Here is a 23,007-nt window from a genome sequence, read left to right on the forward strand (position 1 = left end):
AACTATCCCATCCTATTCTTCCAAATGTTTATCTTTATCGATTACGTTAGTCAGCCTTTGGGAAAACTCCTCGGCAGCATTAACCCCCATTCGCTTCAGACGGAAATTCATCGCTGCTACTTCAATAATGACAGCCAGGTTCCGCCCAGGGCGCACTGGTATCGTCGCTTTCGGAATATCAACGTCCATAATACGCATGGTATCCTCATCAAGTCCAAGTCGGTCATACTGCTTTTTCTGGTCCCAAAGCTCCAAATTAATGACCATGGAAATACGTTTATAATTACGTATCGCCCCTGCCCCGAACAAAGTCATGACATTGATAATGCCAAGTCCCCGTATCTCAAGCAGATGTTCAATCAATGGGGGACTATTTCCAATTAAGGTATCAAAGTCCTCCTGGCGAATCTCGACGCTATCGTCTGCTACAAGCCGATGTCCTCGCTTCACCAGCTCCAGAGCTGTCTCACTCTTACCGACACCGCTTTGCCCGGTAATCATTACCCCAATCCCATAAATATCTACTAATACCCCATGGATTGCAGTGAATGGAGCAAATTTTGTTTCCAAAAAGTTTGTTAATCGGCTGATCACCCGTGTCGTTTTGTAAGGGGAACGCATTAAGGGTACCCCGGCTTCCTTGGCGGCATGATACAGTTCTTCCGGAATATCCATACCTCGTGTAATGACGATCCCTGGTGTAATATCCGTGCACAATTTTTCTGCCCGATCACGTCGTTTTTCCGTGGTTAATTCATTGAAGTACGAAAGCTCAGTTTTCCCCAGCAACTGGAGACGGTCCTTTGAATAGAACTTAAAGTAACCAGTGATTTCTACGCCAGGTCGGGAAATATCACTCATATGTATCTCACGGTGGACACCGTCTTCACCAGTAACAATTTCAAGATCAAAGCGATCCAACAGATCCTGAGTACGAACTTTAGCCATGTCGCAGCCTCCTTTATATCATCTCAATCACTGTATCCTATTGTAGCATTTTTTCCATTCCTCTTGTCCATAAAACGTCCACTCCTGTAAGAAACAGTCAAATAGAAAACGAAAAGCTTGCAATGGCCACTGAAAAAGTCCTTTTTGATCTAAAAAAGCTTATAAAGTCTATTGATTTTCACGAATCGCTTAGCGGTGTATCCTTGCCGGGGTCACGGCCTCAAGCCTTCCTGGTCAAGAAGATCACTTGACCAAGTGGATCTTCGGCTCGCGGTGTTCCTGCAGTCGTCACCACTGAACGCTCATTGTGTAAAAACAAAGGTAAAAATAAAAAGAGTGATTTGCTTTGTTTTATCAAAGCAAATCACTCATTTTTGTACAATGGAAACAATACATAAAATTGCGGGGTCTTTACCGTCAATTTAAAAAATATTGAAACTCATGGAGGAAGAAAGCCTCTTATTTATAACAATAATAGCCGGATGGAAAGATTAATCGTTCCATCCGGTTATTTTTTTAATCCCTAACTCAAAAAGTTGGCAGTTCTTCAGCAGCTTCGAAATATCCAAGTGGTTTCTCTACAAGCTGGAATAACTTTTTCAGTCATTTTTAATAAAACTGTTCAAAAGCAAGTTAAGCAGAGATATAACGATCGCTGCAAGTATTGCTGTGAAAAAGCCCGCTATTTCAAAAATACTTCCAAGAATTGCGTCCGTCAGCAGGAGCGTGATGGCATTGATAACGAACAGGAATAATCCAAGGGAAAGAATCGTAATCGGCAATGTCAGAACTACTAAAATCGGTCGGACGATTGCATTCAGAATGGACAAGATAAATGCAGCTGACAATGCACCAAAGATGCCACCAATTACTACGCCATCGAACAGGAAGGAAACAATCAGGATTGCGATTGTATTGACAATGATATGAAGCAGCCAGCTTTTCATTATTCCACTCCCCTTTCATTCGGCATAATGAAAATAGCGGCAATGTAGACGAGAATCAGCGGCGCAACGGGTATGGTCAAAACGACATACACCAGGCGCACCAATGTCGAATCCACATTGAAATAATTCGAGACCCCACCTAGGACACCAGCCAGCATACGGTCAGTCTTTGATCTGGCCAATTTCTTTTCCATGGCTAACCCTCCTTCTGTTATTGGACGGTAACGGAACCAGTTTTGGTTTCTGCCTCTAAATGGTATACGTTCTCATGCGTTTCATTGATTGTGAAAGAAAGCTCTTTTTTCACCATTTCTTTTTTCTCTTTATAGATTTTGGCATTATCCATGTTGCAGTTCAGGCTTCCCATGCTCGTTTTCAGCTTTCCATCCACCTTGACATTATGCGGCAGGTGAACCTTCACACTGCCGGTTGTAGTCTGAAAAAAGCCGGTGTGTGCTTTTCCACCGTAGTATTCACAAGTAACGCTTCCGGTAATCGCGGAAGCATCAACTTTGCCAAAGTCTCCACTCAGCTTGACGGAACCGTTTACGGTATCAGCCTCTATATTTTCCAAAGCACTTTTCCTTACTTGGACAGAACCGTTTGATGTTTCTGTATCCGCATTTTGACCGGTCATGCTATCGAGCAAAATAGAGCCATTGGTGGTTTTTAGATCCGAATCACGAACAGACAGGTTTTCAGCAGTTATCGATCCGTTGAATAGCTTTACAAATAACCTTTGATATTGCTGTTCGGGCACATAAAGGGTAATATCCACTTTCATTTTTTTAGAGGTTAGGGCGAAGTGAAGCGACTCGTCAGCAACTTTAAAGTCAACATCATTTAAGAATTGCTGTCTTGCTTTATTTGAATCCTCCGTCTGGTAGACCTTGGCCTCACATTCCAAACGCACCGATGGTTCTTTCCATGATTTCACTTCTAACGATCCGTTCGGGACAGAAACTGCTATATTATCAAACGGATCCCCTTCATTTTGAAAAATATGGGAGACAACTGTATACTCTCCAAAGTTAAGGTCCAAATCAGCGGTTTTCAGCTTGGTGAATGCCTGTTCCATATAGCCGAAAAGCTTTCGCTTCTTTTTCGGAGCTTGTTTTTGTTCTGATTGTTTATCCCGGCCTTCCCATTTTACTTCTGTCGAGACGGAGTGCTCCAATTGCTTGAGACGCTCAGCTCCCTCCTCTGCTGTGATGGTACCTTCTTCAATCATCTTTAATACCTGCAATTTTTCCTGTTCCATAACTTGTCGCCCCTTTCTGCCTGCATAGGCACCTTTCCCTTAATTATACCTCGAAAATCATCTGATGTTCGGTACTTACTGATTAAAAAAATCACCCCATCATGTCAGCATACTTTGGCCGACATGACAGGGTGATTTTGGTCATTCTTCAAGTTTCCAGCGATAAAAACGTTCATACCGTAAATGTTCGAGTTCCTCATTTTCATTGAAGTCTGGCTTGTTTTTGATCAAACTCATCATTCCGGACGCTTGGGATAAATGGGTTTCAATAGCTGCCATTTTTTTATCCCAGTAAGGCTTTACATCATGAATGATATCCGGCTTTCCTAATGTCTTTTCAAAATTGGTAGCAATTGCCTGAGCCCACAATTCAGGCCTGACATCCTCTTCCATGTCAGCTACTGCTTGAATTGCAGCTGCTCCGAGTGCATCGTGATCCGGATGGACCGCATAGCCCGGGTAGTGGGTAATCACCAACGTTGGACGTATTTCTTGCAATATCTCTTTCAGGTGGGCGGCTACCTGCTCTCGCTGCTCGAATTCCAGGGTTTTATCCCGATAACCGAGCAGTCGGTAATCAATATCAAGTGCTTTACAAGCCTTCTTCAATTCTTCTTTTCGAAAAGTGGACAGGGTTTCACGATTGGCAAATGTGGGACTCCCCATATTACGACCCATTTCTCCGAGTGTTCCGCACAAGTAGGTGACCGGGATGTCTTGCTCGCGGTATTTGGAAATCGTCCCTGAAGCTCCGAATGATTCATCATCAGGATGGGGGTAGATGACTACGACATGTTCATGTGACATATTAATCCTCCTTTGACTCATGGGTGAAAGGAGTTTCACTTATTTCCAGGGCTACCATAAGCCTGCCTTCCCGGTCGTGACCCGCCATTAGGAGACGGTTTTGATCATCCACTTCATAATCGGTGACACCTTCCGCATAGACCCAACCAAGGTCAAGTTTCAAGCCGATTCGGTAGGAACCGCCTGTCCCAACTATTTTTCCATGCTCATATTTTACATGGGCATTTCTTATAAAAGCCCCTACATTATAAGCATTTTCATCAAAATGACTTGCATATGCGCCATTTGTGGTCTCTAAATGTACATATACATCTTTTCCTGCAAATTGGTTGATGGCTTGTTGCACCTTTTCTCGATCTATTGCTTCCATTGTGCAAGACTCCTCCCGTTAAACAATCTCCTGTTTACGATACAGAATACCAGCCTGCTCCGTCAAAAGATGCACTCATCTGGCAACTTTTTCTTTTTCGTTCATACGCTCTTTCATCCTGGCACGATCACGCTCCAGTACAGGCTTTAAATAATGGCCGGTATGGGAATCTTCTTGCTCGGCAACTTCTTCCGGAGTGCCTGTTGCAATAATCTGGCCACCCTTTTCTCCTCCCTCTGGACCAAGGTCGAGAATATGGTCAGCTGCTTTGATGACATCAAGGTTATGCTCAATGATCAAGACAGAATCTCCATTATCAACCAAGCGCTGAAGCACCTCCAGGAGACGAGCGATATCGTCAACGTGAAGGCCGGTGGTTGGTTCATCCAGGATATAGAATGACTTTCCTGTAGAACGGCGGTGCAATTCACTGGCAAGCTTGACTCGCTGCGCTTCCCCGCCAGACAATGTCGTCGCTGGCTGCCCGAGTTTAATATAGCCAAGGCCGACATCATAGATCGTCTGCAGCTTCCGCCTGATCTTTGGGATATTACTGAAGAAATCGAGGGCTTCTTCAATAGTCATTCCAAGTACTTCAGCAATATTTTTTCCTTTATACTTCACTTCTAGCGTTTCCCGGTTGTAACGTTTCCCATGACATACTTCACAAGGCACATAGACATCCGGCAGAAAATGCATTTCAATTTTGATAATCCCATCCCCGCGGCAGGCTTCACAACGGCCGCCTTTGACATTAAAGCTGAAACGGCCTTTTTTATAGCCTCTGATTTTCGCTTCATTTGTCTGAGCAAATACGTCCCGGACATCATCGAATACACCCGTATACGTAGCCGGGTTAGATCTCGGCGTTCTGCCGATCGGAGACTGGTCTATATCGATTACTTTTTCCAGCTGATCGATGCCTTTGATTTCCTTATGCTTCCCTGGTTTCTGTTTACCCCGATGAAGTCTCATCGATAAGGATTTATAAAGGATTTCATTAATGAGGGTGCTTTTACCTGACCCCGATACGCCTGTTACAGCAGTAAACAGACCGAGTGGAATCTGTGCATTTACTTTTTTCAAATTGTTCTCTTCTGCACCCTTGATTTCAAGGAAACGTCCGTCCGGCTGCCTACGTTTATGAGGCAGCGGAATGAATTTCTTTCCAGACAGATATTGACCGGTCAATGACTTTCGGTCCTTCATCACTTGTTTAGGTGTACCCTGGGCGACAATCTCTCCACCGTGAGCACCAGCACCAGGGCCGATGTCAATAAGGTGATCCGCAGCAAGCATCGTATCTTCATCATGTTCTACTACAATCAACGTATTATCAAGATCACGCATCCGTTGAAGTGTGGAAATCAAGCGATCATTATCACGCTGATGCAATCCAATCGAAGGCTCATCAAGAACATAAAGTACCCCAGTCAAAGCAGAACCTATCTGGGTAGCAAGCCTGATACGCTGCGCTTCACCGCCGGATAGCGTTCCAGCCGCCCTGGAAAGGTTCAGATAATCCAAACCGACATTGATCAAGAATGTCAGCCGCTCACATATTTCTTTCAGAATCATTCTGGCAATCTGTTCTTCTTTTTCGGAAAGCTCCAGGCTTTCGAAAAATTCTTTTGCTTCCGTAACGGCAAAAGCCGTGGTTTCGCCGATATGTCTGCCATTAATGAGGACAGCCAGCGCTTCTTCCTTCAAGCGATTCCCTTTACACTTTGGACAAGGCTTTTGGGCCATATATTTTTCCATTTGCTCGCGAATAAAATCCGAGCTTGTTTCCCGGTAACGGCGGGAAATATTGGTAAGTACCCCTTCAAAGTAAATATGATTTTCCCTAATCCTGCCGAAATCGTTCTCGTAGCGGAAGTAGATTTTTTCATTTCCGCTCCCATGAAGAATTTTATCCATCTGCTTCTTAGGAATATCCTTTACAGGGATATCCATATCAATCCCGTAATGAGTACAAACACTTTCCAACAGCTTAGGATAGTACTGCGAGCTATTTGGTTCCCACGCCGCAATCGCGTTTTCATGTAAAGATAATGTCCAGTCAGGAATCACGAGGTCAAGGTCAACTTCCAGCTGTGTTCCGAGCCCGTCACACCGCTGACAGGCACCGTACGGGCTGTTAAAGGAAAACATCCTTGGTTCAAGCTCGCCAATGGAGAAGCCGCAAATTGGACAGGCGTGATTTTCGCTGAACAACAGTTCTTCGTCACCAATAACATCGACGATCACTTGGCCTTCACCAAGCCGCAGTGCTGTCTCCAGAGAATCAGACAACCGTGATTCCACGCCTTTCTTGACAACAATCCTGTCCACAACTACTTCAATCGAATGCTTTTTATTTTTTTCAAGGTTTATTTCCTCGGAAATCTCACGCATTTCACCGTCAACACGAAGACGGACATACCCTTCCTGCTGAAGCTTTTCAAAAACTTTAACATGTTCGCCTTTTCGTCCGGAAACAACCGGTGCCAAAATTTGCATTTTCGTCCGTTCTTCATATTCCAGAATTCGGTCGACCATCTGCTGAACTGTCTGTGAGCTTATTTCAATTCCGTGCTTTGGACAGGTCGGGCGGCCGACTCTGGCAAACAACAAACGCAAATAGTCGTAGATTTCCGTCACCGTCCCGACCGTCGATCTTGGATTACGGCTTGTCGTCTTCTGATCGATGGAAATCGCCGGTGACAGCCCTTCGATTGCATCGACATCCGGCTTGTCCATCTGACCGAGGAATTGACGTGCATAAGCAGATAATGATTCCACATACCTGCGTTGTCCTTCCGCATAGACGGTATCAAAGGCCAGGGATGATTTCCCTGACCCTGACAACCCGGTCAATACAACAAGCTTGTTTTTAGGTATTTCCACATCTATATTTTTAAGATTATGGGCTCTTGCCCCTTTAATACTGATTGTTTTGCTGGCCATTGCGCCATCATCCTTCCGCTTTAAGTTCCAGAAGTACGTCACGAAGCTCTGCAGCACGCTCAAAATCAAGTTCCCGTGCAGCTTTCTTCATTTCTTTTTCCATATTCTCAATTGTCTGCTCGCGCTCTTTTTTGCTCATTTCAGAAGGTTTCGGTGCTGCTTCGTAACTTTCTTCCTCTTCAGCAGCCATTGTCGCACGAATGACATCCCGTACTTCCTTCTTAATTGTCTTCGGCGTAATGTCATACTTTTCGTTATGGGCAATTTGCTTTTCTCGGCGACGCTGAGTTTCTTCAATGGCAGCACCCATGGAATCGGTAATTTTATCGGCATACATGATGACTTGCCCATTCTCATTACGTGCTGCTCGTCCACTTGTCTGTATGAGAGAACGGTGAGAACGCAAGAAACCTTCTTTGTCCGCATCAAGAATCGCCACAAGAGAAACTTCCGGTATATCGAGCCCCTCACGAAGAAGGTTGATTCCTACAAGAACATCATACTTACCGACACGGAGATCGCGGATGATTTCAATCCGCTCCAGTGTTTTTATTTCCGAATGGAGATAAGCGACTTTGATTCCGATCTCTTTCAGATAATCGGTCAAATCCTCGGACATTTTTTTCGTCAAGGTAGTAACCAATACCCGCTCATTCTTCTCTTTACGCATGTTGATCTCACCAATCAGATCATCAATCTGGCCTTTAATCGGCCTTACATCGATGACCGGATCAAGCAATCCGGTAGGACGAATGATCTGCTCGACCATTTTCGGAGTATGTTCCAGCTCATACGGCCCCGGTGTTGCAGATACATACAAGCGCTGATGAGATTTTTCTTCAAACTCTTCAAACATCAGCGGACGGTTATCCAGAGCAGATGGAAGCCGGAATCCGTGATCTACCAAAACCTGCTTACGTGCCCGGTCCCCGTTATACATACCGCGAACCTGCGGCAGTGTGACATGAGACTCATCGATCATCATCAGGTAATCTTCCGGAAAATAATCGAGAAGGGTATAAGGAGTTGCCCCAGCATCCCGAAGCGTCAAATGTCTGGAATAGTTTTCAATTCCAGAACAGAAACCCATCTCCCGCATCATTTCCAGGTCATAATTCGTCCGCTGCTCCAAACGCTGGGCTTCCAGTAATTTACCATCATCGCGGAACTTCTTAAGCTGTTCTTCCAGTTCTCTTTCAATATTCTTGATTGCAATCTTCATTTTTTCTTCCCGGGTTACGAAGTGGGATGCCGGGAAAATGGCAACATGCTCACGGTCGCCGATGATTTCACCAGTTAGCACATCAATTTCTCTAATCCTGTCGATTTCATCTCCAAAAAACTCGACCCGCATTGCGTGCTCTTCCCGGGAAGCCGGAATGATTTCCACAGAATCTCCTCGAACTCGGAACGTACCACGCTGGAAATCAATATCATTACGCGCATACTGAATATCAACAAGTTCTCTAAGCAGGTCGTCCCGTTCTTTTTCCATCCCTACCCGGATAGAAAGCACCTGGCTTTTATATTCTTCCGGATTACCCAAGCCATAGATGCACGATACACTCGCAACAATAATGACATCGTTCCGCTCAAATAAAGCGGATGTGGCCGAGTGGCGCAGCTTATCAATCTCATCATTGATACTCGCATCCTTCTCAATAAACGTATCCGAAGAAGGGACATACGCCTCCGGCTGATAGTAGTCATAATAGCTGACAAAATATTCAACAGCATTATTCGGAAAAAACTCCTTAAACTCACTATATAGCTGACCAGCCAACGTCTTATTATGTGCAATGATAAGCGTAGGCTTATTGACCTGCTGAATCACATTGGACATGGTGAACGTCTTACCAGTACCAGTTGCACCCAGCAATGTCTGGTGCTTTTTTCCACGGTTGACTCCATCCACCAATTCCTTGATTGCCTGGGGCTGGTCCCCCTCTGGCTGATACTGCGAAACAAGCTCGAATTTATTCTCCACCATGCAACCTCCGTTCCTAGAATGTACAAGACTAGTTTACCACAATAATAACTGATTTTAACATGAATACGAACAAATATTCGAGATATGCTCCTGGAATTGTTTTCCGGTAAAACACCCGCTGCTGAGACTGTATTTGAGCTTTGAGTACGTTTTATTCCTGCCTCCGGTGATTTCCTGTGCCCGTCCGCCGATTCTTCGCCTCTTTCGCTGATTTACCGCGCTGGTCCGCTGATTCTTCGCCTGCCTCCGCTGATTCTACCACCTCTTCCGCGTATTTCCCGCCCTGACCGCCCCGCTTCTCGCTTTTTCGTTATAAAACAAAAAAGTGACACCCGCTTTTGGGTGTCACTTCCGAATAGGCTGCTAGCCACTGTAATTCTGGTCATATTGATTAACTTCGAACAGGTCAATTAATTCGATATCCGGGTTTTTATCCTTGAACCAGCGCAGGGAAAAGTCGTTTTTAAAGAGGACGACTGGGCTGCCTTCGCGATCTTTCACTAACATGTTTCGTTCATCGAATAAAGATTCATCTACCTGGTCTTCTCTCAGCCAGCGCGGAAGCCGTTCTCCCAGTGGCTGCAATTCTACTTCGACGTTATATTCGTTTTTCATGCGGTACTCAAATACATCGTATTGCAGCTGGCCTACAGCTCCGAGGATGTAATCTTCGAATCGGTAACGCTTGAAAAGTTGGATGGCGCCCTCCTGGACAAGCTGTTCAATTCCTTTTTTGAATTGTTTGGATTTCATGACGTTTTTGGCGGTCACTTTTTTGAATTCCTCGGGCGGGAATTGCGGTAATTCGTCGTATTCAAAGGTTGTTTTTCCAGTTAAAATTGTATCGCCGATACGGTAGACATTCGGGTCATAAATTCCGATAATATCGCCGGCGTAGGCTTCATCTATCGTTCCTCTTGAGGAAGCGACAAATTGCTGGGATTGAGCAAGCTTAAATGATTTCCCGGTCCTGCCGAGCGTCACGTTCATACCACGTTCAAATTTTCCTGAACAGACCCGGACAAATGCTACACGATCGCGGTGCTGCGGATTCATATTCGCCTGTATTTTGAAGATGAATCCGGAAAATTCCGGGTGATCCGGTGAGACGATTCCCTCTGTGGAACGGCGCGGTGCTGGAGCTGGCGCCATATCGATGAAGGTATCAAAAAATCCTTCGACACCGAATGGTGCAAGCGCACTTCCAAAAAATACAGGTGTCTGCTCGCCGCGCATCACTTTCTCCATGTCGAATTGGTCTCCAGCTTCGTCAAGCAGCAAAAGTTCATCAAGGGTTTCCTGGTACGTCGGATGCTCCACCAGTTCCTTGTGAGCAGGGTTTTCCAGTTCGGAATAGGGAATATTGATTTCTTCTTCATTACCGGTGTACGCGATGAACTGCTCGTGGTGACGATCAAATACGCCTTTGAAACGTTTGCCCATCCCTGCTGGCCATGTCATCGGATAAGTTTCGATATCGAGCACTTCTTCGATCTCTTCCATCAAATCAAATGGTTCTCTACCTTCACGGTCCAATTTATTGATGAACGTAAAGATTGGTATGCCCCGCATTTTACATACTTTAAACAGCTTTAGAGTCTGAGCCTCAATACCTTTCGTTGCATCAATGATCATGACGACACTGTCCACAGCAGTCAAGGTCCGGTACGTATCTTCACTGAAATCTTCATGCCCGGGAGTATCCAGAATGTTAACCTGGTAATCTCGGTATGGGAAGTTCATTACACTTGATGTAACGGAAATTCCCCGTTGTTTTTCGATTTCCATCCAGTCGGAGGTCGCAAATTTGCCTGACTTCTTCCCTTTTACAGTACCTGCTGAACGGATGAGATTACCGAACACAAGCAATTTTTCAGTCAGTGTTGTTTTCCCGGCATCCGGGTGGGAAATAATTGCAAAAGTCCGGCGTTTATTCATTTCATGATTAATGGTCATGTTTATATCCTCCTGTATATCTTTCTGAACATATTTTTTTAGTGTTGGGCAGGATATAAAATCACATTGGTCCATTCAACTCCATTTTATATAAATTCATCATTAGTAAAACTTGGCAAGTTCATATGGCGAAAGCCTTCGTTTTACTTATAGGTTAATCCTTTAACAAAGTTAAACTTTCTTAAAGTGAAAAAATAGACCACTCCCATCCAGACATCCAGCCTGAGGAGTGATCTTCCTTATAAAACAACTCCACTTCTTGAAAAATAGCACAGTTCCGTTGTAAAATCAATCGCTTGTACAGGAAGCCAGCTTATTTATCATCAGGCCCATCTACCCTTAAAATGGCAACGGCACCTTTTTCCGCGTGATTGAATTGGTGGGTTACAATTGGATAGTCTCCTGCTTCCTTAACTGTAAATTCAACGATAGCTCCACCACTGGCTGGAAGGAGGACTGTCTGCAGCCCTTGCATATGATTGAAAGGATTTCCATCAATATATACGTCATCAAAAATAGTACCTACTACATGGAAAGAACTCATTTCGTTCGGACCCACATTGTTGACATACATACGGATTCTGTCACCGACATTTGCTATTAACGGCTCTTTCTTTAAAGTAAAAGTGTCTCCATTGGTGTTGCGCCCATTGTCATCCAAGGATTTAGTAGAAAAAGCTACATGACTTGGTTCTCCGCTGGCAAAATCCTCTAAGTCGTTATATTTGTACCATTCATTCTGTAGTATGACGAACTCTCGATCAATGCCCCCATCATTTGGATAACCATTTTCCGGCTTAACGATAATGGTGCCATGCATGCCGTTTGCGATATGCGATAAGACCGGTTTTGTACCACAGTGGTACATAAACACACCTGGTTTAGAAGCGGTATATCGGAAGGTTCCTTGTTCATCGGGCATGATATCAGCGAAATTTTTAGAAGGTGCCGTATGGACAGCATGAAAATCCATGCTGTGTGGAATGGAAGGGTCAGTGTTTTTCAATGTAAAATTGATCAAATCCCCTTCCTTTACGATGACCACCGGTCCAGGGGCCTGCCCGTTGAATGTCCAGGCTTTATAAAAGTGGTTCTCAGCAATCTCTATGTCTGTGATTTGGGCGGTCATTTCCACGTTCACTTCCTTCTCCCCTACCCTCTCCACAACCAAAGGTACCGGCTCCTGGTTGACTCCTTTATGTGGAGTGATCGCTTCTGTCTTGTCTGAAGAAACTGCTTCTACCTGCCCTTTTTCGCCAGCTTTCGTATCTCCCTGTTCCACACCACAACCTGTCATCAAACCGACCAGCAATATCATTCCTGTAACGACGGCCAACTTGATCATGTTTTCCACCTCGTTTAAGTTGTTGTATTTTCCTGAAAAGAGGAGGAGGCAGTGTGACCATGGCTATCTTAAGCAGGTAAATCAATTTCCTCATCTTCTCCCTTCTATTGTATTCCGCACGCGCAAGAACCATTGTGACAAACTTCACAATTAAAGCTGGCATTTGTGTCTACTTAGTGAAAACAGTTATTACTCCATAGAAAAATAGGATTTGATGAAGAAGAAAAGAAAATATTACTTCATAAAATCTGAAAATGATCCGTATTATTACTATACCTTGGGCCGAAGTATTTTTTTCGGGGAAGAAAGCAACTATTCTATCATGGAGGTGAAAGCTCAATGAAAAAAATCATTCTGTTTGCAGATCCGGGAATAGACGATTCCTTTGCCATAATGTATGCTTTGTTAAATCCTGAGATTGACCTGCTCGCTATTGTATCCAGCTATGGAAACGTTACGAAACAACAAGCCACCGATAACATCGCCTATCTGTTGGAATTAGCGGGAAGGTCAGATATCCCGATAATTGGCGGAGCCAACAGCCCATTATCCGGCGAAATACCAACTTACTACCCGGAAATACACGGCCCGGAAGGATTAGGTCCTATCAAACCTCCGGAAGGCTTCTCAGGAGAGCTGACTAATTTTTCGGAGCTGTACAACATCATCAAAGAAAATGATGATATCACAATCGTGGATGTTGGAAGAAATACATCCTTAGCGAACCTCTACCTGCTTGGGGAAAACATCGCAGAGGAAATCTCCGCCTTTTATATCATGGGTGGGGCGTTTTTAGTCCCCGGAAATGTAACTGCCTCAGCTGAAGCTAATTTTTATGGAGATCCAGTAGCATCCAATTTGCTTGTGAGTAAGCTGGATAACCTTTATATTGTTCCATTGAACGTTTCAAACAAGGCGATCATTACCATGGAGCATATCAATACAATATTGCAGATGAGCAATAATCCGCTGATAAATATCATAGATGACATTATGCAATTTTATATGGCAGCATATGAAAAATTGATCCCGGGATTAAATGGAGCTCCCCTGCATGATGTACTTACCCTTTCTCTTATGATAAACCCTGCGATGGGACGGGTGGTCAGAAAAGATGTAGATGTACTGCTGACCGATGAGGGAAGAGGAACTTCCATAGCTGATTTTAGAGAAAGGGCTGAACCTGCTGATAAGAATATTTTCATCTATCTAACTTTCGATTATTACTGGTTCGTCAATGATTTTATCAGAGTGATGAGCTCCCCACTTAACCAATGAAATAAACCGGAAACTATATGTCACAAAAGCGAGAAATGGCTTCTTATCGTTGCAAAGTTTTGCATAATGGAATGACTGCCATCCACTTTTACCTCTTTTAACGAAAGTCGGTTTGCTTGTTCAGAAATTTGTTCAGCAAACTTCATATCCCTTTTCATCCAATTGGAGAAGGCTTTCTCAGGGTCATCGTATTTTTGGAGGATTCTGTCAATCCATTCCCTTTTAGAAAAGTGATTCACCTGGAATTCCGGAGCTGGCACAAACCAAATAGCCTGTTTAGGATCCATAAGTAACGGTGCGACTTTGTCAGGGAGTAGCGCAGCTCCTTCTACTAAAATCTTTGATTTCTTTGGCAATGATAGTAAATCCTCGACTATTAAAGAAAATTGTTCCTCGTAAACAGTCATTACTTCCTCTACTTGTTCTTCTACAGGAATGGAACAAAATTGGACAGACCAGACTTCATCCCATGATAAATCCCTAATTTTGAACATGGAAGGATGGTTTTCCGGATCGCTTCTTGACATATGATCGTCATAGCAGTCATCGCATTTGTAGTAGGTAAAGTCGTACTGCTCAACCAGTTTCCTTGCAAGAGTTGTTTTTCCGGCACATGGGGAACCACCTATCCAATAAACATGGGAAAGTTCATGTTTTAAATCTGCCATCAAATTCTCCTCTCGATACATATTCAAAATACCTAAGATTGTCTTTAGATATAAACCATACCACAGTCCGCTTTTCCAGCTTAACTGATTAAGCCCATAGACAAAATCATTTTATAACCCAATGGAGCTGTTAAAGCTTGTAGTTGATCCTCACGAATCGCTTGCCGGCGGATGCTTGCCGCGGGCACGGCCTCAGCTAACTTGGTCAAAAAGATCACTTGACCAAGTAGATCTTCGGCTCGTGCTGTACCCGCAGGCGTCACCACCTCTCGCTCATCGCGGAATCAACAATGAAATAACCGTAAGCTGTTCTAAACGTAATATGTGGTCAGTCTAAAAGAGTTACTTCCATGGAATTACTAGAAAAATCAACATTCATCCGTCCTTCCGTGAACGCATTAGTTTTTCGAAATAAACATCAAAAGGTTCTTAGTTTCCAACAAACCACTTTTGAATTAATCTCCACTTTTCTTCTGCCTTATTTTATTTGACGAGTTTGTTAATACTGGTCATATCCCTCTCCATAAGTCCCCATGCATTTTCACCCTATTGACGGAGAGAAAAGATTCTGTTTCCCTGCTATAATGGATACTAAAATCATGAAATCAGTTAGGAAGCTAAATTATGCAAACTCATTTGATTGAACCGAGTGATATAAAAAAAATAACAGGAAACACATTCTTTGAACGTGGAAAACGTTATTATAACGGCGGAAGGGTCCATGGCCTCACCTTTAATCCGACAATAAATTCGTGGCGGGCCGTCGTCACGGGAACGGAGGATTATGAAGTAAGGGTCTTCTTTTTTGAGAATGAAGACCTGGAAGCCAAGTGCGAATGTCCTGCGTATGACAGCTATTACAGCTGCAAGCATATTGCTGCTGTATTATGGGCTATTCGAAAACGGGCACTGCAGGAACATGGCTTGGCTGAACCACCAACTTCCGGGACTTATGAATCTCAATATCTGCCGATCGATCGGGACAATTTTTCCAAAAGATTGACAGAAGTCTTTGTAAACCGCCAGGATACGGAGTTATATGAGGATGAACGAGAGACGCTGCAAGTCCAGTATCATCTTCACTTGATTCATAAACTGGGTAAAAGTGTGCTTGCAGTTGAAATCAGACTTGGACTTAATTATCTGTATGTCATTAAAAATATTGAAGACCTGATTCACCACTACTTGAAGAAAAAAGCGTACCCGATTACGAGCAGGTTCAGCTACCGTCCGGAGGATCACCGTTTCTCTGAAGAAGATGCCCGAATTTTGCAGCTGCTAAATCACATGCAGGTACAAGAACAATTCTACCAGGACCCTTTTTGGAGCCAACGAACCAAAGACAGCAAAATGGTGACAATTCCTCCTGCCTATATGAAAAAACTGCTAGCCGAACTCAAACAACGAGACAGCGTTTTATATGAAGGGAAACAGGAATTCGCGGATTGGTCACTCCATGACCATCTTCCTGACTTGGACATCCACCTGACTAAGGATGAATCAAATTACCAGCTCCACCTGGCTGATCTAAAAAAGTTCCAGTTTTTGTCCGCTTATGAAGTTTTATATCGAGACGGACAATTTTATCAAGTAAGTAAACTGGAAAGAGACACATACCAGGCGGTCATGAGTGTGCTGCCTTACCGTTCAAATGGAAGTCATATTATTACACCCGCATACATGGAGCGCGTCATTTCCGATGTGATTCCTGCACTTTCCTCGATTGCGGATGTCCATTATTCTGAAGCTGTTGAACAATCACTAATTAGAGAGCCGCTTCGGGCAGAGGTTTATCTTGATTTTGCCAATGGGGCTTTGGCAGCTGATCTCCGATTTTATTACGGAGACATTCTGATCCGCCCCCTCCTTGGTTCCAAACAGCAGGAGGACGTCATTATCCAACGGGAAACGGAAGAGGAAAATGCCATCATGCACATCATTGAATCCGGTGAGTTCAAGTTTGATGGAGAGCGGGTCTACCTGGACGATGAAGCGGAGATATTCTTTTTCCTGATGGAACGTCTGCCTGACCTGAAACAGCATGCGGATGTCTACCTGTCTGGGGCAGTGCAGAATATCCTGAAATTTTCCGATACGGAATTGTCCCCTGTAGTTGAAATGGCAGAACAGGGAAACTGGCTCGATATCGCATTTAATATGGAAGGGATCACTTCAGAAGACGTTTCTAACGTCATGAAAGCCATCGTCGAAAAGAAGCGTTATTATAAATTGTCTGAAGGTTCTCTTCTATCCCTGACTTCCTCAGCATTTGACCGGTTCAGGGATTTGGCAGAGGAATTTGAGCTGAATGCTGAGGATATTCATTCCAACAGCATCCAGCTGCCACAGGCACGGAGCATTCAGGTTGATGAGGTACTGCACACCAGTGATAAAGAACGGAACGATTTATTTGACGCGTTGATCAGCCGTCTCCGTAACCCGTCTGTCTTCGATATTCAGCTTCCAGAGGGTCTGAATGCCGAACTTCGTGATTATCAGCTGACAGGCTACCGGTGGATGAAAACTTTATCCTATTACCGGTTCGGCGGCATACTGGCGGACGACATGGGTCTCGGTAAGACATTACAAAGTATTGCTTATCTGCTTTCTGAAAAACAAGCCGGCAATATGGATGAGCCTGCCCTGATAGTTACTCCTGCTTCCCTGGTATTCAACTGGAAAAAAGAAATCGAACGCTTTGCACCTTCTCTATCGGTCAAAACAATTTCGGGTGATCCGGAAACAAGAGGCCAGCTGCTGGAAGAAAAAGTTGAGACACACGATATTTGGATAACTTCCTATCCTTTGCTTCGCCAGGATATTGCATCCTACAAGGAAAAGAAATTCCACGTAATGATTCTGGATGAAGCTCAGGCCATCAAAAACGAAGCGACGAAAACAGCACAGGCAACGCGAGCAATAATGGCGTCCCACAGGTTCGCTCTAAGTGGGACGCCAATCGAAAACTCCTTGAACGAGCTTTGGTCGATTTTCCGGACAATCATGCCTGGGTTTTACACTAATAAAAAGAAATTCCTGGAAATGAAGCCGGAGAAAATCGCCCGGATTACTCGCCCGTTCATCTTACGCCGTTTGAAAAAGGATGTACTGGCAGAACTGCCGGATAAGATTGAAACAACACAATATTCCGAACTGACAACAGATCAAAAACAAATTTATCTTGCTTATCTCGAAAAAATCCAGTCAGATATCAAAGAAACCATTGCAGAAAAAGGCTTCCAGCGCGGGAAACTTGAGATTCTTGCTGGTTTGACCAGACTGCGGCAGATCTGCTGTCACCCGGGACTTTTTGTGGAAGATTATAAAGGGCGGTCAGGTAAACTGGAACAGTTAAAGGAATTGGTGATGGAACTGAAGGAAGGCGGTCACCGGATACTGATCTTTTCCCAATTTGCCAGCATGCTGAAAATGATGCACGAAGAATTAGAAGGGCTTGGAATAAACAGCTTTTATTTGGATGGCAGCACGAAGTCAGAAGATAGATTGAATCAAGTAGAACAATTTAATAATGGAGACAGAGATGCCTTTTTCATTTCCTTGAAAGCAGGAGGCACCGGGCTTAACCTGACAGGTGCTGATACAGTCATCCTGTATGACCTATGGTGGAATCCTGCAATTGAGGAGCAGGCTGCTGGACGGGCACACCGAATCGGTCAGAAAAAAGTCGTCCAGGTGATCCGCCTGCTTGCTGAAGGTACCATCGAAGAGCGTATTCATCAGCTACAGCAGAAGAAAAGGGATCTTGTTGACCAGATCATCCAGCCTGGAGAAACAATGCTGACAAGCCTGAAAGAAGAAGAAATCAAACAACTGTTGGATATGTAATAAAAACTTCCCCGGGACATCCAGATTTTGGATGTCCCGGGGAAGGCTTTTTTTAGGCTTTCTTCAGTTTGAACCAGTAACCTCCGAGGATACTTCCGCCTATCACCATAGTTGTCGTTGATACAGCCATATGAAGGGATGACATTACCACCACATTCTTAGTGACCACAATAGCCACCCCTACAACAGCATTTAAAATGATGGAAATAAGGTACAGCCACGCAAGCTGAAGGTGATATTGGAGTTTTGAAGAATATATCAGGAACCATATTGCCCCTACAGCGACCACCACTGTTGCAACCCAGTGCAGAGAATAAATGACGTTCGCCAGCTGAGGGGATTCTATCAAATATTCTTGGGCGGGGAGCCTCAACACAACACTTGAAGCAGCACTATGTTTGAAAAATGCTCCGAGAATAATCTGAAAAATATATCCAATAAACCCTATTGTAAATGCCCGGTAACTCATAGTTACCGACTTGCGTTGGTTCGGTTCAAGAGGTGTTTCCCTTCTGTGCAGGCTGTAACTCAGGAGAACCATCGTCAATAGCAGTAACTGGCTGAAAGTCACATCGAATGTCGTAAAACCAGGTGGGGTTCCAAGTAGTACATTCAGTCCTCCAATCATTGATTGAAACAACAGCAGGCCAAAGCTGAGATAAGTAAGCCAGCGTACGGCTTTTGAATCACGATATTTTATAAGGGCGCCGATGGCATTCACAAGAATCACAAGCCCGAGCATCGTTGTAAACATACGGTGGGAATATTCGATTATCACATGATAATCGGTAAAATCTGGAATTACCGACCCATTACATAAAGGCCAATGCGTTCCACAGGCGTCTCCAGAGTCTGTCGCCACAACTAAATTCCCTAATATAAGTGCAATGAACGTAAATATAACGGTAAAAATCGAGAATTTTCGCATCATCTTACCCTCTCTGTATATCGGTCAATCCAACGGGTGGATGTTTTCTCCTAGTACTTGTCTTATAGAAATCATATCATGATATTCTATCATAGCAGAACAAATAACCCCTAAATCAACGATGAACTTTTTGTGAATGTAGTTCCTGTTTTCTGACTTTTTACTATACAGATTGTTTCACCATCTTCCCAAAGGGAACCAACAAAAGGAAAGGAGAATGATGCATGACCTATCAAGCCTATGTATTCGATGCATATGGAACCTTGTTCGACGTTCATTCCGTAATGGAAAAACTCCAGAAGAAATTTCCTGAAAAAAGTGGAAAGATCAGTGAAGAATGGCGAGTGAGACAAGTCCGTTATTTTATGATCCGCCAATTAATCAACGGCTATCAGCCATTTGACAAAATTACACGCTGGTCCCTTCAGGATGCCCTGAACATAAACCACGCGGATTACACTGAAGATGACGTAAGCGAATTGATGGAAGCCTATGAAAATTTAAAGCCGTTCAGGGAAGTGAATAGCATGATTCATAGCCTGGAGGGGAACTCCCTGAACATCTTTTCCAATGGAACAAAAGGGATGCTTGAACCATTGCTCAATAATAATTCTCTTGAAAAAGCTTTTACCATGTTCAGCGCCGATGAACCGAAAATCTACAAGCCAGCACCAGAAGCGTATGCTTATGCCCATAATAAGCTTGAAATCAGAGACAAAGAATCAATTTTGTTTCTTTCCAGCAATCCCTGGGACATTGCCGGTGCAAAAAATTACGGATTCACCACAGCATGGGTAAACCGTGGTGAAAATAAATGGCCGGAGCTTGGCCTGAGGCCTGATTATGAATGCAAAAATTTGAATGAAATCGTTGACCTATAGTATATTTCACCCGGCTCGACAGAGGAGAGCCGGGATTTTTACTATTAGGTAGACCGGCGTGCTGCTTGCTGAATCGGATCCCATACACTGTTGTATGGAGGAGCATAGGAAAGGTCGAGGTCGAGCAATTCTTTTATCGTCATTTCATGATAAAGAGCTGTCGCAAGAACATCAATCCGTTTATCGACACCTTCCTTACCGATTATCTGCGCACCTAATACTTTTTGGTTCTCCCTATGAAAAACAATCTTCAGCTCCAGCTTTTCTGCATCAGGATAGTATCCAGCACTGTCGGTGGATGTAATCCGTATTGTTTCAATTGGAAAGTTCAATTTACCAGCCTCACGTTCTGATAAACCTGTGCGCCCTAGGGTCAATGAACAAAATTTAATAATGGATGACCCGACCACCCCTTTGAATGATGTCGGCTTATCAACCATATTCAGCCCTGCAATCCTTCCCTGTTTATTTGCGTGAGTGCCAAGCGGAATATAATCCTGTTTTTCCTTGATGCGGTGATATTGAGTTGCACAGTCACCAGCTGCGTATACATCTTTAATATTTGTCTCCATATACGCATTTACTAAAATTGCGTCTTTAATGGTGAGGTAGATTCCTGTGCCATGGAGAAAGGAAGTGTTAGGTGCCACCCCCGCGGCTACCAGGACAAGGTCAGTATCGTATTCCCCTTTATTGGTAATCACCTGTTTTACCTGTTTATCTCCCTGGAACCCTTCCACGGACTCTTCCAGAGTCAGGACGATATTATTGTTCTGTGCCTCATCATGGATGAGCTCAGCCATATCCGAATCAAAAATTTTCGCAATCTGAGAGCCTCTATCAATGATACGGACACTCTTTCCCAATTTTACAAAGCTTTCAGCCATTTCAAGTCCAATATAACCACCGCCGATAATGGTTACATTTTCGATATCCTTTTGGCAATGTTTCATGATGGCACGGGCATCTGGTATAGTTTTCAGGTGGTAGACCCCCGGCAAATCAGCGCCTTCCCACGGTGGACAGACTGGGCTTGCGCCGGTAGCTATCAGAAGTCTGTCATAGCTTTCTTCAAATTCCTCACCAGTATCCAGATTGGTGACGAAAACCTTTTTCAACTGACAATCAACAGCCGTTACTTCATGCCGTATACGAGCATCTATCCCATATTTTTCCCTGAATGTTTCTGGAGTCCGGGCAATCAGGTCATCCGTAGAATTGATTTCCCCGCTGATTACATAAGGAAGTCCACACTGCCCGTAGGAATAAATGCTTCCCTTTTCGAAAGTTACAATCTCTGCATTATCACTGTTTCTGACAATCTGCATTGCTGCACTCATGCCGGCAGCATCTCCACCTATAATCACATACTTCATTTACATCACCTCTAGTAAAAGCACTATAGTAAACCATCCTATGGCTTAATTTTTTTCATTTCCTCTTGAAATATAGCTGGTAACCCTCGAGCAGTCGCTTTACAGAAAACTTCTTCTCCAGTGAATGGGTGTTCAAATCTAATTATTGCTGCATGAAGAGCATGTCTTGGAAGAATTGTTTTGCTCCCATACAGTTCATCCCCTACAACGGGATGATTCAGATAGCTCATATGGACTCTGATTTGATGGGTTCTCCCCGTTTGCAATTGTAATTTTACTAAACTGACATCTTCTGAAGCGACATATCGAAGCACTTCATATTCGGTTGTCGCTTGTTGACCGCGGGGAGACACTCTCCGTCGTTTGGAGTGGTGACGATCTTTCCCGATAGGCTGATCGATTATACCGGAAGGCTTTTCCAGCTTCCCATGGACCTGTGCAAGGTAAGTCCTTTTTATAGAACGAGCTTCCAATTCTCGATCGAGTAAGTGGACAGCAAGCGGGTGTTTAGCAAAAATTACTGCGCCTGAAGTTTCCCTGTCCAAGCGGTGGATATGCCTTACCTTAGCCTTAAGTCCTCTTTGTTGGTAATGATACGCGATGCCGTTAGCAAGCGTACCCTCCTGGCCAGGCTCATTCGGATGTGTATCTACTCCGGCAGGTTTATTGACGACAATGAGATGAGAGTCTTCATAGAGGACTTCGATATCCATTGGTGAGAGGCTGACACCATAGTCCTCTTCCTGAAATAGCCGGATCAGTAACCGGTCATTCTCCTGTAATTCCAATGACCATCGCACCTGTTCTCCATTCACTTCCACATCCTTATTCATTCGAAGTTCATGCAGGAGTTTTTTTGGGATTTTCCAGACTGTTTTCAAAACCTTTTCTACCGTTTGACCACTCCATTCCTCTGGAACTCTCCACTCAAACCATTCTTCTTCATTCGTTACAGCCATCCGGTCACCTTCTTTCATGGTTATATTCTCCCTCATTCATCAGAAATAGTTTAACCTATCCTTACTGCGGTTACCTAAACTATATAAAACATGAGGAGGTATGTTTTGATGAGTCACGAAAAATACGCTAGTGTAATCGAAACTTTACATGAATGTATGGAAGCGTGCAACCACTGTTATACATCATGCCTGCAGGAAGACAATGTAAAAATGATGGCTGAATGCATTCGTCTAGATCGAGAATGTGCTGATATTTGTGCTTTCTTTGAACAATCCCTTTCGAGAGATACCCCATTTGTACAGGAGCTTGCCCGATTATGTGCAAAGGCATGCCGCGATTGTGGAGAAGAATGCGCCAAACATGACCACGATCACTGCCAGAAATGTGCGGAAGCATGCCGAAAATGCGCAGACGAATGTGAAAAGCTGATATCTTAACAGACAGGGGAAAGAAGTTACTATTCACCCGGGTTAAGTTACATTTTGTTATGAAGCTTT

At 43.9% G+C, this 23,007-nt stretch carries 18 protein-coding genes; 4 read left to right on the forward strand and 14 right to left on the reverse strand.

Features of this window, described 5'->3' with window-relative positions:
* Window positions 1-12 precede the first annotated feature (12 nt).
* From hprK to JOC33_RS01415, 10 genes are all read right to left on the reverse strand, one after another.
* On the reverse strand, window positions 13-948 hold the full coding sequence (gene hprK, locus JOC33_RS01370) for an HPr(Ser) kinase/phosphatase (protein WP_205090241.1): 936 nt from the start codon (window positions 946-948) through the stop codon (window positions 13-15).
* Window positions 949-1,547: 599 nt separating this feature from the next.
* Window positions 1,548-1,895, reverse strand: a complete 348-nt coding sequence (locus JOC33_RS01375) for a phage holin family protein (RefSeq protein WP_205090249.1) — start codon at window positions 1,893-1,895, stop codon at window positions 1,548-1,550.
* The gene (locus JOC33_RS01380) at window positions 1,895-2,089 is read right to left on the reverse strand and encodes a PspC domain-containing protein (protein WP_205090251.1); all 195 of its coding nucleotides are present in this window, start codon (window positions 2,087-2,089) and stop codon (window positions 1,895-1,897) included. Before JOC33_RS01380 ends, JOC33_RS01375 begins: the two co-directional genes overlap by 1 nt.
* A 17-nt stretch (window positions 2,090-2,106) precedes the next feature.
* Window positions 2,107-3,156, reverse strand: coding sequence for a DUF4097 family beta strand repeat-containing protein (locus tag JOC33_RS01385; protein WP_205090252.1), 1,050 nt, complete (start codon window positions 3,154-3,156; stop codon window positions 2,107-2,109).
* Between the two features lie 141 nt (window positions 3,157-3,297).
* Window positions 3,298-3,963, reverse strand: coding sequence for a bacillithiol biosynthesis deacetylase BshB2 (gene bshB2 / locus JOC33_RS01390; RefSeq protein WP_205090253.1), 666 nt, complete (start codon window positions 3,961-3,963; stop codon window positions 3,298-3,300).
* Between the two features lies 1 nt (window position 3,964).
* Window positions 3,965-4,333 carry a YojF family protein gene (locus JOC33_RS01395; RefSeq protein WP_205090254.1) on the reverse strand — a complete coding sequence of 123 codons (369 nt, stop codon included), beginning with the start codon at window positions 4,331-4,333 and terminating at the stop codon, window positions 3,965-3,967.
* Window positions 4,334-4,408: 75 nt separating this feature from the next.
* Entirely contained in the window at window positions 4,409-7,282 is a 2,874-nt protein-coding gene (gene uvrA / locus JOC33_RS01400) for an excinuclease ABC subunit UvrA (RefSeq protein WP_205090258.1), read from the reverse strand.
* A gap of 7 nt (window positions 7,283-7,289) precedes the next feature.
* Window positions 7,290-9,269 (reverse strand): excinuclease ABC subunit UvrB, encoded by a 1,980-nt coding sequence (gene uvrB, locus JOC33_RS01405; RefSeq protein WP_205091502.1) that lies wholly within the window; start codon window positions 9,267-9,269, stop codon window positions 7,290-7,292.
* Between the two features lie 366 nt (window positions 9,270-9,635).
* Window positions 9,636-11,228 (reverse strand): peptide chain release factor 3, encoded by a 1,593-nt coding sequence (locus tag JOC33_RS01410; protein WP_205090259.1) that lies wholly within the window; start codon window positions 11,226-11,228, stop codon window positions 9,636-9,638.
* 313 nt (window positions 11,229-11,541) lie between these two features.
* Window positions 11,542-12,573 (reverse strand): multicopper oxidase domain-containing protein, encoded by a 1,032-nt coding sequence (locus tag JOC33_RS01415; protein WP_205090261.1) that lies wholly within the window; start codon window positions 12,571-12,573, stop codon window positions 11,542-11,544.
* 339 nt (window positions 12,574-12,912) lie between these two features.
* Between JOC33_RS01415 and JOC33_RS01420 the strand changes: the two genes are divergently transcribed.
* A complete protein-coding gene (locus JOC33_RS01420; protein ID WP_205090264.1) occupies window positions 12,913-13,851 on the forward strand; it encodes a nucleoside hydrolase in 939 nt (312 codons plus the stop codon).
* A gap of 20 nt (window positions 13,852-13,871) precedes the next feature.
* Here JOC33_RS01420 and JOC33_RS01425 read toward each other — a convergent pair whose 3' ends face one another.
* The gene (locus JOC33_RS01425) at window positions 13,872-14,519 is read right to left on the reverse strand and encodes a nucleoside/nucleotide kinase family protein (RefSeq protein ID WP_205090266.1); all 648 of its coding nucleotides are present in this window, start codon (window positions 14,517-14,519) and stop codon (window positions 13,872-13,874) included.
* A 624-nt stretch (window positions 14,520-15,143) separates the two neighbouring features.
* Between JOC33_RS01425 and JOC33_RS01430 the strand changes: the two genes are divergently transcribed.
* Complete coding sequence (locus tag JOC33_RS01430) at window positions 15,144-18,365, forward strand: DEAD/DEAH box helicase (RefSeq protein ID WP_205090268.1); 3,222 nt, start codon at window positions 15,144-15,146, stop codon at window positions 18,363-18,365.
* A gap of 52 nt (window positions 18,366-18,417) precedes the next feature.
* On the opposite strand, the gene JOC33_RS01435 is transcribed toward JOC33_RS01430, so the two are convergent.
* Window positions 18,418-19,296, reverse strand: a complete 879-nt coding sequence (locus JOC33_RS01435) for a COX15/CtaA family protein (RefSeq protein ID WP_239533935.1) — start codon at window positions 19,294-19,296, stop codon at window positions 18,418-18,420.
* Between the two features lie 221 nt (window positions 19,297-19,517).
* Here JOC33_RS01435 and JOC33_RS01440 point away from each other — a divergent pair, with 221 nt between their 5' ends.
* Entirely contained in the window at window positions 19,518-20,174 is a 657-nt protein-coding gene (locus JOC33_RS01440; protein ID WP_205090271.1) for a haloacid dehalogenase type II, read from the forward strand.
* A gap of 44 nt (window positions 20,175-20,218) precedes the next feature.
* On the opposite strand, the gene JOC33_RS01445 is transcribed toward JOC33_RS01440, so the two are convergent.
* A complete protein-coding gene (locus tag JOC33_RS01445) occupies window positions 20,219-21,550 on the reverse strand; it encodes a CoA-disulfide reductase (protein WP_205090276.1) in 1,332 nt (443 codons plus the stop codon).
* Between the two features lie 38 nt (window positions 21,551-21,588).
* Window positions 21,589-22,509, reverse strand: a complete 921-nt coding sequence (locus tag JOC33_RS01450; RefSeq protein ID WP_205091504.1) for an RluA family pseudouridine synthase — start codon at window positions 22,507-22,509, stop codon at window positions 21,589-21,591.
* A 108-nt stretch (window positions 22,510-22,617) separates the two neighbouring features.
* Here JOC33_RS01450 and JOC33_RS01455 point away from each other — a divergent pair, with 108 nt between their 5' ends.
* A complete protein-coding gene (locus JOC33_RS01455) occupies window positions 22,618-22,947 on the forward strand; it encodes a four-helix bundle copper-binding protein (RefSeq protein ID WP_205090277.1) in 330 nt (109 codons plus the stop codon).
* Window positions 22,948-23,007: the final 60 nt, after the last annotated feature.

Source organism: Thalassobacillus pellis (genome assembly GCF_016908295.1).
Classification (GTDB): Bacteria; Bacillota; Bacilli; order Bacillales; family Halobacillaceae; genus Thalassobacillus; species Thalassobacillus pellis.